The sequence below is a fragment of the Spartinivicinus marinus genome (genome assembly GCF_026309355.1).
GTDB classification, from domain to species: domain Bacteria; phylum Pseudomonadota; class Gammaproteobacteria; order Pseudomonadales; family Zooshikellaceae; genus Spartinivicinus; species Spartinivicinus marinus.
The window spans coordinates 64,848-81,418 of record NZ_JAPJZK010000001.1; the positions used below are offsets into that span (position 1 = coordinate 64,848).

A 16,571-nucleotide genomic window follows, 5' to 3' on the forward strand; every position below is an offset into this window, starting at 1 on the left:
GGGTTTATTTATAGCAACTTATGCTTAAAAAAATAGCTTAAATAAATAGACAAGCCGCACCCCTGTAGCTGAGGCGCGTTACTCTACCCCACTTTAACCCAGAAAACAATGCCTTAGCCTGAATATTTCATCAGACATCAACGACTTTTGGTATTTTAATGAAACAGTGTACTTGGTTTCCAGCAGGCCTTGATCTCACCAGGCTATTTTTTGCTCAAATAATTAACGTTGAATTAAAAGTGCCCCTCAAAGGGACTAATAACCAATCGGGTCAAAGAAGAGCCAAGTAAAAGAGAGAAGCACAAGCCATAAAAACAAACGTCTGTTTTTATTTTGGTCTGACTGGATGGCTTTCAGCTAGTTGACGTTATGTAGATCATTAGAAGGTGAGTGCTTCAGCAACCGGTAAACCACCCCCACAAAACCAACTGCTGGCAATAATGCATAATATCCATAAAGATAAAAAAATAAGGCAACAATGCCAATGGCTACAACACACAAATAAAACAAGCCTAACATGACAAGTGCTTCAAAAAACCGATTCATCACGCCTCTCCACTGGCCGCAAACCAATGGAGTTATGGTATGACTTTCTTTAATGGGCTCTCCATAAAAGCCATCACAATTTTGTCATATTTTAGCCAACGGGCATTATCAACAAGTAATAAGCCGAAATTACTTATGACAAAACATGATATTTTTAGTACTGGCACTCTTCAACAATAAACTCTTCACCTTTCCCTTCAGGGCACCTCTAATAAGAAAACGTGTAAAGCCTATTTAATCCCATTCAGAAATGCAGGTACCACTTCGGTTGCCAGGCCTTGTTGCTGAATATCAAAGCAGGAGCTTGACTGCGATGGATCTAAGTTCAGCTCTACCGTAGTTGCGCCATGGCTTTTTGCTTCCTGAAAAAAGCCTGCAGCAGGATAGACATTACCAGAAGTCCCAATCGCAATAAAAAGGTCACAACGGCTTAATGCTTGATATATTTTATCCAAATAGAGTGGCATTTCATTAAACCAGACAACATGCGGCCTTAAGTAACCTGGCTGCTGACAACATTCGCAGCGAGAGTTAACTTGAATATCCACGGTTTGCTCATAGATTTGACCAGTAGCAATACAGCGCGACTTGAGTAATTCTCCATGCATATGCAACAAATACTGGCTACCCGCTTGCTCATGTAAATTATCAATATTTTGCGTAACCAGTAAAAAATCACCTGCAAAGCTGGCTTCAAACTCAGCTAATGCAAGGTGTGCTGCATTGGGTTTAATTGCTTCAGACAAGAGTTGCTGACGCCGCTGGTTATAAAAATTCTGTACCAGGGCGGGGTTTGCAGCAAACCCTTCCGGGGTGGCTACATCTTCCACTCGATGATCCTCCCATAAGCCATCACTGGCACGGAAGGTTCGAATACCGGATTCAGCTGAAATACCGGCTCCCGTTAATACAACAATAGATTGATAACGCATAAGGCTTACCATTGCATGAAGTTTACCGTTGATGGGTACTGGTATAATTAACCTTCACTGTTTTTTCAGCAGGCAAGTCTACAACAAGTGTATTCGTTCCCTTAAGTTTGGCCCCTGTAATTTTGCTAATTTCCAGCAAACTATGATCATTGGCAACCAGCTCTAAGGTAGAGGCTTCCTTTTTACTATTGTGAATGTCTACTTCCCAGCTAATATTGGCATTCTTAGAATCCAACTGCTGATAAGCTAACCGATTGCGTTTAATGGCAATATCCGCACTTTTCCCCAACTGTAAGTCTACTGACTGATTAGCGCCAGTATCCTCTAGCTGGCTGGAACCAATCCAACGAGACTGCCCCTGTTTATCATCTTGAAATACTCTAACAGCACCTCCTGGCATCGGTGTATCAGTTTTAAACCGATAGAGAGTGACAGGATTTTCTTTTTGTGGCAGCCAGTTACGATCAAAGGCATAAGCATACCAGTTTAAGCGGTAATATTTGCTGTACGCCACTTGTTGTTTTTCAAACAATGGTAATTGCTGCTCAGAGTGTGCGGGAATGGAGAGGGGCTGATTAAAGTGATAAAAATGTACATCACCAACCGCTTCAGGCTCAGAAACCGCTTTATCCATCATGGGAGCTGCCTGAGCCATCATTTCTACTCGTGCCCCGCGAGGCATCGGCTCTTTTACATCTCCTACTCCTAAAGTGACTTGCGCATCTGGATAGACGGTATTGGTCTTATTAGATAAAACAGTGGTAACAGCTAAATCCAAGGTTGCTTGATTAGGGTGCAGCTGAATACTGTAATTAGTATTAAATGACAGCCCTCGGGTTAGATACTGAACAGATGCAGACTCCACCGACTGCGATGCTGACACTTGAGCACTCAACCGCGGTGCAAAGCTGGCTTCTGCTAAGGTATTTTCAGGCAACGCCAACCGTAAACCATTATTATCCTTCCAGTTAACAACGACCTGCTCACCATGGTCTAGCGCTACAATACCTAGTCGGTTTGAATAAGCCTGCAATATGCCTTTTCCAGCCTTGGCTTGATATTTACTCGCTTGGTACACTCTCACCGATTTGCCCACTAATCGTTTAAATACTTCATCTACCGTCAGTGGCTTACGAATCATTTCCAGGGCATTAATCTGCCCGCCTGCTACTTGTACCTGCAAAGAATCTAATAATAATTGATCACTGATGTTATGCAGCAATAGCTGATAATCACCTTTTGGTAAGGGTTTAGTAAACTGTTGCTTGACCAAAGTCGCTTGACGATAAAGGGTCAGCTGAGTGGATTTCGCTTCTTTACTCGCATCTAAGGTAGCTTCTTCTGCAGCTGCTGCTTGAAATGCAACTGCAGGTAATAACATCGACAGTACAATGGGTGAGAGTCTAATCGGTGAAAATATAATTGGCTTTAGAGTCCAGCGTACATCAGTTGTCATATTGTTCAGCCTCCAAATCAAATGTTGGCAATTAGACCACGCAAATGTCGTTTAGTTGTCAGAGAGATATTTTCAACTACCACTAGCATGGCTGGTACCACTAACAAAATCAGTAGCGTGCCAAAGGCTAAACCAAATACGATAGAAGTAGCCATTGGGATCAAAAACTGAGCTTGTAGCGATGTTTCAAACAAAATGGGAGTTAACCCAGCAATAGTAGTCAATGAAGTAAGCAGCACAGCCCTTAGCCGCATACACACGGCTTGCACAATCGCTTGCTCTATAATTAGGCCTTCAGCTCGTAAGCGGCGATAAACACTCACTAAAATAATCGAATCATTAATAACTATCCCTGTCAGGCCAAACAAGCCAAATAAAGATAAAATAGTGAGATTCAGCCCCATAAAAAAATGACCAAAAATCGCACCGGTGATACCAAATGGAATAACTAGCATCACAGCCACTGGCCAGCTATAAGAAGCAAATACCCAAGCTAAAATAATATATATCAGCGCTAGCGCAATAAACAACCCAAGCCGCATATTGGCCAGGGTTTCCTGTTGTTCAGCACTACGCCCTTCAAAGGCATAGCTAACCCCATAGTGAGTTTTCAACTCTGGCAGTACCACTGCCTCCAGCTCTGCCACAATATCATTCGCATTGGCCGTATCTGCATCCACATCACTACTGACCAACACCGCTAATTCACCATCCACTCGATTTAATGTATCAATGCCCTGGCGAGTATCAAATGACACCACATTAGCCAGTAATGCCGTATTGCCATTGGGCAGAACAATGGGCAATTGCAATAAGGAGGTTAAATAATCACGCTGGGCAGCCGGTAGTTCAATTCTCACCTCCACTTCTTCGTTACTATCATGAAATATCTGCACTACCTGACCATCTAAGGCACTTCTTAACCGTTTCCCTACATCCTCCATGGTTAAGCCTAATGCCTGACCTGCCGGGGTTAACTTATAAATCAACTGCTCTCGCCCATAGGGCAGGTCGTCCTCGATATTACTCACCCCTGCATAACTTTTAATAACGTGCTGTAATTTTAAAGACGCTTCTTTTAACGCTAACACATCAGTACCAATTAATTTAATTTCGATTGGCTTACCCGGTGGGCCTGGGCGCCGCTGGGCAATAGCAAAACGTTCAATACCCGCAGGGCGCTGTATAGTTTGCTGCCAGGCTTTAACAATTTGCGCATTAGTCACTGCCCGCTCATCGGCCGAAACAATTTGCACTTTTAAAGAACCAAATTCATCCCCTTTTACCCGGGTGCCTGAAAAACTGGCAAAAGCGGCCTTTCGGTGATGGGCAAAAACATTAACGACTATTTTCTCACCCAGTTTTTTTTCCGCTTCGTAAAGTGCACGCTCAAGTTCAATTAAAAATTCATCAACTGTTGTCGCAGGCGTACCTGCACTAAACTGCACACTGGCATTAATAGCTGTACTGTCAATGGAAGGAAAAAAAGTGAATTTTAAATGCCCGGTTATCAACATAGCTAAGCTAAATACAAATAAGCCAATGGCAGCCAAAATAGTAATAAACCGATATTCAATGGATATTTTAACGGTTTTTAAAAATATTCCCTGCCGAAACTGATTAAATAATCGATCCAGTTTTTTCCTTAATTGTGTTTCTGTAACCGCACGACGACGAAAGCTATGATTTAAATGGCCAGGCAAAATTAAAAAGCATTCTGCCAGCGAGGCTAAAATTACACAGATAACCACAACCGGAATATCAATTAAAATATTGCCAATATTCCCTTCCAAAATTAATAAGGGTAAAAACGCAGCAATCGTGGTTAAAGACGATGCAGTGACTGGTGCCAACATCATATTCGCACCAGCTACTGCCGCATGCTCGGGGTTATCTCCTTGCTGAATCCGCATTAGCGCATTTTCACCAACCACAATAGCATCATCAACAATAATACCAAGGGTCATAATTAAGCCAAATAAACTGATTAAATTGATAGTACCGCCAATTACATACAGTATGGCAAGGGCAGTTAAAAATGAAATAGGGATACCTACCGTCACCCACCAGGCAACCCGCACATTTAAAAATAAAAACAACATGCCAATTACCAGAACTAAACCACCCACCCCGTTTTTCAGCAGTAATTGGATTCGTTCATTAAGGTATACCCAAGACTCATCATACACCACCAGTTGAATACCTTTGGGCAAGGTTGGCCTGATTTTTTCCAACCATTGACGCATTATTTTTGCAGACCTCAGCGTGTCATCGGCTTCTGTTCTCAATAGCCGCAACTCAATGCCAGGCTGGCCTTTATAGGTAATATATTCATCATCAGGGTCTGCGCCTTTTGTTATTACAGCAATATCGCCTAAACGAATCAGCCGCCCTTGTTCATCAGCTAAAATCACTAACTGTTGAAACCCTTCAACATCACGTTCCTGACTTAAGCTTCGCACTTGTTTAGCCCCCGCTTTGCGCCCTGCGGTGCCAGCGGGTAAATCCAGGCTATGCTGACGAATTACCTCAGTCAGCTGATTAAGGGTTAAACCCAGTTCATGTAGTTGCTCTGGAGGAACGGCAATAGCAATTTCCAGCTCAGGCAAACCGGAAAACTCTACCTTGCGAATGCCTTGTCTGAGTAAATCCCGCTCTAGCCTAAATGCCAAGGGCCTTAACTCAGCTAAGGTAACGGGGCCAGTTAATAAAATTTTGGCTATATTTTCAAACCGGGTAATTTTCAGTACTTCTGGTTTTTCAGAATCAGACGGCAGATTACGGACATTATCAACAGCCTGCTTGACTTCATCGAGCACGCCAGCAAGATCTGCTTCTGGCTGCACCTCCAAACGAATCCGACTGCTACCTGGTGCCGATGTGGCAAATACTTTATCAATGCCATTAATGCCTTTCAGGGCCTGCTCAATGGGGATGGTAATAGAAGCCTGAATATCTTCTGCTGAAGCACCGCTCCAAACGACAGCTACCGTAATCACATCCACTTCAAAATTAGGAAAAAACTGAGTATTCAGTTTTTTGACTCCCCAGATGCCCGCCAGAATTGCAATAAACATTAATAAATTGGCTGCCACACGATGACTGGCAAATAAATTAATCAAACCTGGCTGGGCCATTTTCCCTGTCCATAATAGATAAAGCTGTCACAAAAGCATCTGTTCTCTCATCAATTAGCTTCAGCTATTTGATAGCAGTTTGGCTGGCTGCTGCTTTTTTACTGGGTTAACCACCGTACTTGTCAGCTGAACCTTCATTCCCGTAATGGCGTTGGGTATTTGGGTAATCATTAACTGATCACCTACTTGCAATTGACTAGAGCGAATTAAAGCCCACTCTTTCCCTTCTCGCTTCAACTCCCCGATTTTCTCTACCGAAACCGATTGCAAAAAATTATCAACCACTTTAAATACACGCTGATTGTTGTAAACAGCCGTTACTGGTACAGCCATAGAGTCATCTACCGGGGGCAGCTGCAAAGTAAGCACAACAGAACGGCCTAACTCCAGGTTAGGTAATGAAGTGGAGGTAATCCGAAAGATACCATCCACCCCGCCCTGCCCTTGGCTGACCGCGGCAGCAAACCGGTCTAACTGAACGCTTAATCTATTGTTTACTTGAGCCTCTGTTACTTCAGACAAGGTGCCTTGTACTTCGGAAAGTGTACCTTGCAAAATACCTACTAATGTCGTCGAGCGATTATCATCCACTTTCTGTGTAGTATGATCAGGCAGCACCTGTTGTCCAATCAGCGGATTTTGTGTTTTTAAACGTGGCAGCAATCGACTGGGAAGTTGTGCTCGCACTTCTAAGTTAGCCACATCATACAAAGTCAACAGAGGCTCTCCCTCTTTCACTCTAGCACCGGGGGCTACCTGTACTTGTGATATACGGCCAGTTAAAGGGGCTTTGACTGTGGCTCGTTCAAGGTCAAGCAACGTCCCGGCAAGCAGCGCCTCTGCCTGCTTTAATTGGGCTTGTAACTGTTGCAGTTGGTTATCATGATCAGCAATGGCCTGTTCCATTTTATTAACATTCAGTGCCTGCCGAACCTCACCTTGTTTCGCCTCTTCCAGCTGGGTAACAGACGACAGATTACGTTGTTTAAGTGAACTTTGCCGGGCAACCGCATTACGGGCAATCACTAATAGTTTTTTTTCTTCAACTAACGAACGCTGGTCATATTGATAACGGGTATTTTGAGTCGCTATCTTTGCCTTAATATTAAGAATATCAGCTTCTCTTTGGTTTTTTTTCAGCAATAAATCCCGTTGATCAAGTTTGACAAGTACTTGCCCCTGTTGAACCAGCATTCCCTCCCTTACCGGTACTGCTTCAATATACGCTGTGGTAGCTGCCGTTAAAGTGGTTTCAAAAGGTGACTCTACACGGCCATACAAAGTTAACTCTGGTTGATGGTCTTGTTTAGCTACCGTCATCACCTCTACTTTCCAAGCACGCTCCTGGCTAGGTTTCCGCTCCGGCTGCTTGGCTGTTAACTTTAGCCCCCAAATAGCACTAGCCGTCACCATCACCAAAACCAGCGCAATGAGTAGAGAAATACTTCGTTTAGATAGTTTTGAACTCATCATCATCTAAAATTAACTAAAACTATCAACAAAAACTATCAACAAAAAAGATATTATCAATTTTCCAAATTACCCCCCTCCCTCCATAATCGACCTCACTTTCAAGGCAACAACGTTCTATTTATAGTCAAAGCGAATGGCTTTTAGGGGCGGCCGTCAAGCGATGAAGCCCTATGAGTTTATGTATTTATAAATGATTAGGGTGAAGAGCGACGACAACAAACCCTAAAAATTATTCGCGAAGGGTATATTCAAAGCATAGGCTATATAGCGAATTTAGATGTATAGCCAAAATGAATGGTTTTTTAAGATTTGACACTAAGGTAAACCAGCATGTTCGAAAACCGCGAAGGCCAACAGGTTCCAGAAACTACTTTCCGCGTAAGAGAAAACAACGAGTGGGTCAGCATCACGACTCATGAGCTATTTACTAATAAAACGGTCATCGTTTTCTCATTACCAGGGGCATTTACGCCTACTTGCTCCAGCAGCCACTTGCCTCGCTACAATGAGCTAGCAGATGTATTCAAGGCCAATGGGGTTGATAGCATTGTTTGTGTTTCGGTTAATGACACCTTTGTTATGAATGCTTGGGCTGAAGATCAGCAATCTGAAAATATTAGGCTAATCCCTGATGGTAATGGCGAATTTACTGAAGGCATGGGAATGTTAGTTGATAAAGCTGAGCTTGGCTTCGGCGCTCGTAGCTGGCGCTATTCAATGCTGGTGAAAGATGGGGTGGTCGAAAAAATGTTTATTGAGCCTAATAAGCCTGGCGACCCCTTTGAAGTATCTGATGCTGACACAATGCTGAACTATATTAACCCCCAAGCGGAAGAGCCTGAGTTCTACACTTTATTTAGCAAACCTGGCTGCCCACATTGTGCCAGAGCCAAAGTATTGCTAACCGAAAAAGGTGCTAAATATGAGGAAATCCAAGTAGGTAGCGATGCATCGAGCCGCAGCCTACGTGCCGTAACAGGTGCAGATACTGTACCCCAAGTGTTCCGCAGTGGCGTTCGAATTGGCGGTGCTGACGACCTGGAAGCTTTTTTCGCCCAATAGTTTCACTATAAATCCAGTTCTGTAGATCTTTTAAATTGACTCCCCTACTCAACCATTTAGCCACCTTATTAGGTGGCTCTTTTTATTGTTTTTTATACCCTTCTCGAATGATTTTTAGGGTTTGTTGTCGTCGCTGACCACCAAAGATGGTGGGAATGCAGTTTATGCAGGAGCATTAAACTGTCTTCACCCCAATCATTTATAAATACATAAACTCATGGGGCTTCATCGCTCGACGGCCGCCCCTAAAAACCATTCGCCTTGGCTATATTTACCACCAAGTTAATTAATTTTCTTAATTAGTCGATTTTATTTAATCAATTTTACCTTTTTATAGCTTCTCACAATAATAAACCCCATCTGAAATTCAAAACAATTTAGGAACCCGTCAATGAAGCAGTTAAACGTGGATGTAGCCGTTATTGGTGCAGGAACAGCTGGTCTAGGCGCTTATCGCACGGCTAAAGCCCATACTGAGAATGTCGTATTAATTGAAGGTGGCCCTTATGGCACTACCTGTGCCCGGGTAGGCTGTATGCCTAGCAAACTACTGATTGCGGCAGCTGAAGCAGTCCATCATATTGAGCAAGCACCTGGTTTTGGCGTAAAAGCCAGCGGGGAAATCCTGATTGATGGTAAAGCGGTTATGCAACGGGTACGTTCTGAGCGAGATCGCTTTGCAGGCTTTGTTGTTGAGTCTGTCGATAATATCCCTGCAACCGATAAAATTCGTGGCTATGCCAGGTTCCTAGACGACAGCCGTATTCAAGTCGATGACCACACTGTTATCACTGCTCAGCGGTTTGTTATTGCGACAGGCTCTCGCCCCAGTTATCCCGCTATTTTTGCTGAAGCAGGAGATCGCCTCATTGTGAATGATGATGTGTTTGACTGGAAAGATCTGCCTCACTCTGTCGCTGTATTTGGCCCAGGAGTAATTGGTCTTGAGCTTGGCCAAGCGCTAAGTCGGTTAGGCGTTAACGTTAAATTATTTGGGATTGGTAATTTAGTAGGGCCACTGACTGACCCAGCGGTTATTGATTATGCTCGCAACCACTTTAAACAGCAGTTCCCTTTTATTGCAGATGCTAAATTGGAGCGTATTCAGCGAACCGAGCAAGGGCTGAGTATTGAATACCAGGATGATGAAGGTAACTACCAACAAGACACTTTTGAATATTTATTGGCTGCCACCGGGCGCACCCCCAATGTGGATAAATTAGGCTTGGAAAATACCACTCTTAATTTGTCAGAACGAGGCATTCCAGAATACAACCGCTATACCTTGCAGTGCAGTGATAGCCATATTTTTATTGCAGGCGATGCTAATCATGAATTACCGTTACTCCATGAGGCAGCCGACGAAGGACGCATTGCCGGTGATAATGCAGGCCAATACCCAACCATTCGAAGTGGCCAGCGACGTACGCCTATCAGTGTAGTGTTTTCTGACCCACAACTAGCAATGGTGGGTCAAACCTTCAAGCAGGTTGATCAGAAAAATCAAACCTGTGGTTGTTATGCAGTAGGAGAAGTATCTTTTGAAGACCAAGGCAGAAGCCGTGTAATGCTTAAAAATAAAGGCATTTTGCGGGTATATGGCGCACAGGGGACTGGCCTGCTGTTAGGAGCAGAAATGATGGGTCCAGCCGCTGAACACCTGGCTCACTTATTAGCCTGGGTGATTCAACAGCGCTTAACTGTTAATGAAGTATTAGCATTGCCCTTTTATCATCCAGTCATTGAAGAAGGTTTGCGCACTGCACTAAGAGACTTAAACAGCAAACTGAAGCTAGGGCCAGAAATGATTAAGCACTGTCTTGACTGTGGGCCTGGCGCTTAAACTACCAAGCCCTGGCAACCTTGATCTACACTAATGGATAAGTAGTGCACCACAAGCAGCAGCTAAACACTGTGGTGCCTTTTTTTTTTAAGAGTGACAGCAATGAAAGAAACGTCAATTCGTGTTGCAGATTATATGACCGAGCACCATCAACCGATTCACTGCGGCACCCCATTAAATGAAGTAGTAGAACGATTAATCCATGATCACCTAACCGGCCTTCCGGTGGTCGATGAACATAAGCGAGTGATAGGCTTTGTGTCTGAACAGGATTGTGTCAAGCAAGCCTTAGAAGGTTCCTATTACTGCAACCAAAACGCCAGAGTCAATGAGGTGATGCAGAAAGACGTACTCACTGTGTCGCCTAATGATGATATTATCGATGTGGCACAGCGAATTATTAATCATCAGCCTAAAATTTACCCGGTTGTAGAAAATGAAAAATTGGTGGGTATTATTACCCGTTCAGATATTTTGCGAGCATTAACCAAGCATTCAACCCAGTGTTATTAATTAAGGACTCATTCCTACTCAACAATAATTAAGGATATTTAAAAATATCCTTAATTTATTTCAGATATCAGGTGGTTTGTTTAGTTTGCTCTATTAACCAAGCCTTAAAAGTTTCCATTGCATGGTTTTCTACTTTGGCCTGTAAACTGGTGAGCCAATAAGCGCCGTCCAATATTTCAATATCAAAGGGCTGCTTAATCGTCTCTTCTCTCAACTGACGTTCAAACATCACGGGTGGCGCCAATGCAACACCATGGCCATGGATTGCCGCTTCCATCATGGTAATGGACGAGTCAAATATAATACTGTGCGGCATATGCTTGGGCTCTTTTACATTGGCTTTTTTCAACCAATTTGGCCATTCTGTCGCCTTATATGAGCGTAGCAAAGTATAATTCAATACATCACTTGGCTTTCTCAATTGCTGACTGATTGTTGAGTTACACAATACCGAGAAAGGTGAGTCAAACAACAAGACAGCATTCGTGCCATGTCAGCGTCCTCCGCCAAATCGGATTGCATAATCCAACCCTTCGGCCACCAAATCCACTGCATTATTATTGGTTGATATACGAACATTGATGAATGGATGTTTTGCATAAAAATCATTCATCCTTGGTAATAACCAATTAACAGCGAACGTTCCTACCACCCCCACTGATAACACTTCGCGATGATAGCCTTGCTCGAATTTATCAAGTGTATCTGAAATACTGAGGAAAGCCTCTTTGACTACAGGAAGCAGCATATAACCTTCTTCTGTGAGGGCAAGTCCTCTTGGCTGCCGTTTAAATAAAGTTACCCCTAACTGCCCTTCTAACGTTTTCACTTGATGACTCACTGCTGCTTGAGTCACACACAGCTCATTCGCCGCTTTCGTGAAATTTAAATGTTTTGCTGAAACCTCAAACGCCCGTAACGCATTAAGTGGCAAATAAGGACGAATCATATTAAGCCCCTAATTTAATTTATGGCTACTCCTAAAAATAACATTTTGCGCCGCCACTCAGCAAACCCATAAAATATGGCCAACGCTCGAGCCTAGTGATTCAAACAGTAAGAAGTAATACATGTGCCTTCTTGGCTACCCTTCAATAAAAAGAGATTTTTATGCAAACCATTTTAAGAAAAACCCTTATATGCTCTGCAATATCATTTATAGTCAATACCGCCGCTTACGCCCAAACAACACAAAAGTCTCAATCACTTAAGTTAATAGTTGATAAGCAGGCACACATGCTAATGGATAAGTATCAAATCCCTGGCATGGCAATTGGTATTACCATTGATGGCAACAGGCATTACTTTAATTATGGTTTAGCAAACAAAGCCACTAAGCAAAAAATCACAGAAAACACACTATTTGAGCTTGGCTCTGTTAGTAAGACCTTCGCCGCAACACTGGCTAGCTACGCTGAGATCAAGGGTAAGTTGTCTATGCAGGATAAAGCTTCAAAATACTTACCCACGCTTGGTAACAGTCCTATTGGCAATACCAGTCTACTTCAACTAGCTACCTACACAGCTGGCGGCTTACCTTTACAGTTTCCTGCAAAAGTAGATAGCAGTGAAAAAATGCTCGCCTACTATCAATCCTGGCAACCTGAATTTACGCCTGGCTCAAAGCGACAATATTCTAATCCCAGTATTGGGTTATTTGGCTATCTGGCCGCGTTGAGCATGGGTACCCCTTATGAAACGTTGGTAGAAAATAAACTATTCAGCGCACTTGGCATGAGTAGCTCCTATATTAATGTGCCAAAAGAAAAATTGAAGGATTACGCATATGGCTACTCAAAATCAGGCGAAGCCGTCAGAGTAAACCCTGGCATGTTGGACTCTGAAGCTTATGGCGTTAAATCAACAACTGAAGATATGCTCCGTTATATAGAAGCGAATATGGGGATGATTCCATTAGAGGCAGACATTAATAAAGCCCTGCAAAACACCCATATAGGATATTACAAAGCTAGCACCCTCACCCAAGCATTAGGCTGGGAAACCTACCCCTATCCAGTTAAATTAAATACGTTGTTAGCAGGTAATTCAGTAGAAACCATATTAGAAGCAAAACCAACTAAGCCGTTTAAGTCACCACAGCCAGCCAATGACAATGTGTTCATTAACAAAACGGGATCAACAGGTGGATTTGGTGCTTATGTGTCTTATATTCCAGCAGAAAAAACAGGTATTGTGATTCTCGCCAATAAATTCTACCCCAATACTGAACGGGTAAAAGCAGCATTCAAACTATTTAAAGCAGTAAAAGCTGATTAGGATCGATGGGATCACTTATTAGACTAATGGTGGTCCCTACTATCCAACACATAGAATAAATTTATATTTCGCAAACGTCCAAGGAATACCGCAAATCCCCCGTCTAATATAAGTAGAAACTTGCCAGCACATAAAGCTATTAGAAGTTAATTTACTATTACATTTTTTGTGTTTATGAATAACCCAATGTGCGGCTTTCTCAAACAAAGAGCCAAGGAAAAGTAATCAAACAGCGTCTTACGAATATATGAACCAACCTGAAGAGCAAGCGTTGCTGCTACAAGCGACAGCAGGAGATGTGCAAGCATTTTCTGCTTTGTTGGAGAAGTATTACACGATGATCTATAGAATGGCATTTAGATGGTTGGGCAACCAGGACGATTCTGAAGATGTTGCGCAAGAAGTCTGTATCAAACTTGGTCGGTCGATTCATGGTTTTCAAGCCAATAGTAAATTTTCCACCTGGGTATACAAAATTGTATTGAATACAGTGAGAGATTTTCAACGCAAGCAACGTAATCATGCCAATATTGATGAAATATCAGTTGCCACAAATGGTAATACTTCAGAACAGCAGATGCATAACACGCAATTATGGCAGCTGGTACAACAATTACCCGACAAGCAGCGTGATGCAGTTTTATTAGTATATGCAGAAGGCCTATCCCATAGTGAAGCAGCCAATGTGCTGGACTGTAAAGAGAGCACCGTATCCTGGTACATACACGAAGCTAAAAAACAATTGAAAGCGTTGATGCATCATGATTGAAGAACAAGACTTAAATCAACTGAGGCATATTGAACCTCCCCCACCTTCTAACGAAGCTAAGCAACAAGCGATTAATATGGCTTGTGAGGCTTTCACTACCGCCAAAAACAGCCAAGCAAAAAAAGAGCAAAAAAAATTCCAAGGATTTGAACGCGTGAAACGTATTATCCATGTTTTTAATCAAAAGCTATGGAGTTTCATCATGAAAAAACAAATCATTGGAGGCACAGTACTGACTAGTGTGTTAGCAGTAGCAGTAACGACTTTCTTATGGCAACAAGACGAACAGACTATTCCGTTAGATAGTCTAGCGTCTACATCTCCAGAACCAACAAAAGCAGATACTGTTGGTTTTAAGAAATCCGGTAGAATTGAAGCACGTCGCGAGCAGGAAATCGCTTCACAAGCGACAGAGCCGACTCAGGTTCAAGCCGCTACAGCGCCTGTAGTAAATCCACCGGCAAAAGCAAAAGTCGATATAAAAACAGAGTTAGTAAGACTACCAGCCACTCCGGCAATTGCAGCGCAGCCAGTTTCAACATTACCTTCAAAACCCACTTTGGCAGATAACTCAGCAGGGCAATATCAAGATAAAGGCAGGGATCAATTTGAAAAAATCACTCCAAACCCCGTAAAAAAAGTGTTTGAAGAGCCCGTTTCTACCTTTTCTATTGATGTGGATACAGCCTCCTATGCATTTACACGCAATGCCTTGAATAAAGGTAAATTACCACAGAAAAATGCTGTGCGTGTTGAAGAATTAATTAACTATTTTGATTATGCTTATCCCCTTCCAAAAGAGTTAAAACAGCCATTTAAACCAACCATCGCGGTTTACCCAACCCCATGGAATCAGCACACCAAACTACTCCATATCGGTATTAAAGGTCACAACATTACCCTAACCGAAAAGCCACATGCTAACCTGGTATTTTTACTGGATGTATCTGGGTCAATGAATCATCCAGATAAATTACCGCTACTAAAAAATGCTTTCAGCCTGCTGGTTGAAAATTTAAGCCCAGAAGATACCGTCGCCATCGTGACCTATGCGGGTCGAGCTGCCACAGTACTTGAGCCCACTCAAGTTAAACAAAAAGCAAAGGTATTAGCTGCCCTCGATCAATTACAATCAGGGGGCTCTACCGCAGGTGCCCAAGGTATCAAGCAAGCCTACGCATTAGCAGAGCAAAACTTTAACAAAGAAGGGGTTAACCGAGTTATTTTAGCAACCGATGGTGATTTTAATATAGGTATCACCAACCGTGAAGAACTTAAAAGCTATATTGAACGCAAACGGGAAGTCGGTATTTTTCTTTCTGTGTTAGGCTTTGGTCAAGGTAATTATAACGATGCGTTAATGCAAATATTGGCGCAAAACGGCAATGGCAATGCCGCTTATATTGATACGCTAAATGAGGCAAGAAAAGTATTAGTTGATGAAGCCAGCTCCACTTTATACCCCATTGCAAAAGATGTAAAAATACAAATTGAATTTAATCCAAATAGGGTTTCAGAATATCGATTGATTGGCTATGAAACACGCCTTTTAAATCGAGAAGATTTTAATAATGATAAGGTAGATGCTGGTGATATTGGCTCAGGCCACACGGTAACTGCAATTTATGAGATCACCCCAACTAACTCAGAGGGAGCCCTCATAGATAATTTACGGTATCAGCAAGACACCAAGCAAGAGGCATCAGAAAAAGCAACTGAATATGCATTTCTGAAATTACGTTATAAACTGCCTGATTCAGATATCAGCCAATTGATTGAAGTACCTATCAACAAAGAAGCAGAAGCAACCAGTATTACAGCAACCACGACAGATATTCGCTTTGCTGCCAGTGTCGCTGCATTTGGACAATTATTACGCGGCGGCCAATACCTGGGTGACTTCTCTTTCGATGACATCATTGCATTAGCCAAGGATGCTCGCGGTACTGATGAGTATGGCTATCGCGCTGAGTTTATTAATTTAGTGCGACTTGCCAAATCTGCAAGAGCGATGTGATGGACTTTAGGGCACCTCTAATATAGCCAATGCGAAGGGTTTTTAGGTGAGGCCATCAAGTGACGAAGCCCCATGAGCCTATATAAATAGGTGATTGGGTTGACAGTTAAATGCTCTATGCTGTTAATTCCCAGTTTATCGTCGTAAAATCAGCCCTTTTTTAGCCAAATTAAAATCATAACTGATGCCTTCGTTATAACGCTAATGTGGTAAAGCCAATTTTTCTGTATAATCTTCCGCTTAGTTTCTGATCTACTGTCTCCGTATTTTTGGTTACATGGCGCATCATGCAAAAGTTCTTTGCCTGGATGGACGGCAAGTGCTGTTTAGGGTTGTACAACAGCCGTTGCTCAGGTGAAGGTAATAAATAGGTGAATGCAGGCAAGCCCACTGATTAACAGGGACTTACCTAATAAAGATCCCCGGGGCAAGCCTAGCCTGTCGAAATTGTTTATTTAATGTACGGCTTTATATCCCGGTTTTCAGTCCTCTTCTTTAGCTATTGAAGTTTCCAACCAAAAGTATAAGAATGCATTGTATACTTAT

Annotated in this window: 11 protein-coding genes and 1 pseudogene; 6 read left to right on the plus strand and 6 right to left on the minus strand. The window is 42.6% G+C overall.

The window, feature by feature from the left end; translation table 11 throughout:
- Positions 1-357: 357 nt before the first annotated feature.
- From OQE68_RS00360 to OQE68_RS00380, 5 genes are all read right to left on the minus strand, one after another.
- Entirely contained in the window at positions 358-546 is a 189-nt protein-coding gene (locus OQE68_RS00360; protein WP_180568330.1) for a hypothetical protein, read from the minus strand.
- A gap of 230 nt (positions 547-776) precedes the next feature.
- On the minus strand, positions 777-1,478 hold the full coding sequence (cobB, locus tag OQE68_RS00365; protein ID WP_180568329.1) for a Sir2 family NAD+-dependent deacetylase: 702 nt from the start codon (positions 1,476-1,478) through the stop codon (positions 777-779).
- A gap of 22 nt (positions 1,479-1,500) precedes the next feature.
- The gene (locus OQE68_RS00370) at positions 1,501-2,934 is read right to left on the minus strand and encodes a DUF4139 domain-containing protein (protein WP_180568328.1); all 1,434 of its coding nucleotides are present in this window, start codon (positions 2,932-2,934) and stop codon (positions 1,501-1,503) included.
- A 17-nt stretch (positions 2,935-2,951) separates the two neighbouring features.
- A complete protein-coding gene (locus OQE68_RS00375; RefSeq protein WP_180568327.1) occupies positions 2,952-6,071 on the minus strand; it encodes an efflux RND transporter permease subunit in 3,120 nt (1,039 codons plus the stop codon).
- A gap of 60 nt (positions 6,072-6,131) precedes the next feature.
- Positions 6,132-7,547: an efflux RND transporter periplasmic adaptor subunit gene (locus OQE68_RS00380; protein ID WP_180568326.1), complete on the minus strand. Its 1,416-nt coding sequence runs from the start codon at positions 7,545-7,547 to the stop codon at positions 6,132-6,134.
- A gap of 327 nt (positions 7,548-7,874) precedes the next feature.
- Here OQE68_RS00380 and OQE68_RS00385 point away from each other — a divergent pair, with 327 nt between their 5' ends.
- The 3 genes from OQE68_RS00385 to OQE68_RS00395 all read left to right on the plus strand — a co-directional run bounded on the left by OQE68_RS00385 (position 7,875) and on the right by OQE68_RS00395 (position 10,962).
- The gene (locus tag OQE68_RS00385; protein ID WP_180568325.1) at positions 7,875-8,606 is read left to right on the plus strand and encodes a glutathione peroxidase; all 732 of its coding nucleotides are present in this window, start codon (positions 7,875-7,877) and stop codon (positions 8,604-8,606) included.
- A 391-nt stretch (positions 8,607-8,997) separates the two neighbouring features.
- A complete protein-coding gene (locus tag OQE68_RS00390; protein WP_180568324.1) occupies positions 8,998-10,449 on the plus strand; it encodes a dihydrolipoyl dehydrogenase in 1,452 nt (483 codons plus the stop codon).
- 102 nt (positions 10,450-10,551) lie between these two features.
- Positions 10,552-10,962, plus strand: a complete 411-nt coding sequence (locus tag OQE68_RS00395) for a CBS domain-containing protein (protein ID WP_180568323.1) — start codon at positions 10,552-10,554, stop codon at positions 10,960-10,962.
- Positions 10,963-11,029: 67 nt separating this feature from the next.
- On the opposite strand, the pseudogene OQE68_RS00400 reads toward OQE68_RS00395, so the two are convergent.
- A pseudogene (locus OQE68_RS00400) lies at positions 11,030-11,911 on the minus strand (LysR family transcriptional regulator).
- A 161-nt stretch (positions 11,912-12,072) separates the two neighbouring features.
- Here OQE68_RS00400 and ampC point away from each other — a divergent pair.
- The 3 genes from ampC (at position 12,073) to OQE68_RS00415 (ending at position 16,025) form a co-directional block, all read left to right on the plus strand.
- Positions 12,073-13,239 carry a class C beta-lactamase gene (ampC, locus tag OQE68_RS00405; RefSeq protein WP_180568322.1) on the plus strand — a complete coding sequence of 389 codons (1,167 nt, stop codon included), beginning with the start codon at positions 12,073-12,075 and terminating at the stop codon, positions 13,237-13,239.
- Between the two features lie 247 nt (positions 13,240-13,486).
- Positions 13,487-14,008, plus strand: a complete 522-nt coding sequence (locus OQE68_RS00410) for an RNA polymerase sigma factor (RefSeq protein ID WP_180568321.1) — start codon at positions 13,487-13,489, stop codon at positions 14,006-14,008.
- Entirely contained in the window at positions 14,001-16,025 is a 2,025-nt protein-coding gene (locus OQE68_RS00415; RefSeq protein WP_180568320.1) for a vWA domain-containing protein, read from the plus strand. Before OQE68_RS00410 ends, OQE68_RS00415 begins: the two co-directional genes overlap by 8 nt.
- Positions 16,026-16,571 lie beyond the last annotated feature (546 nt).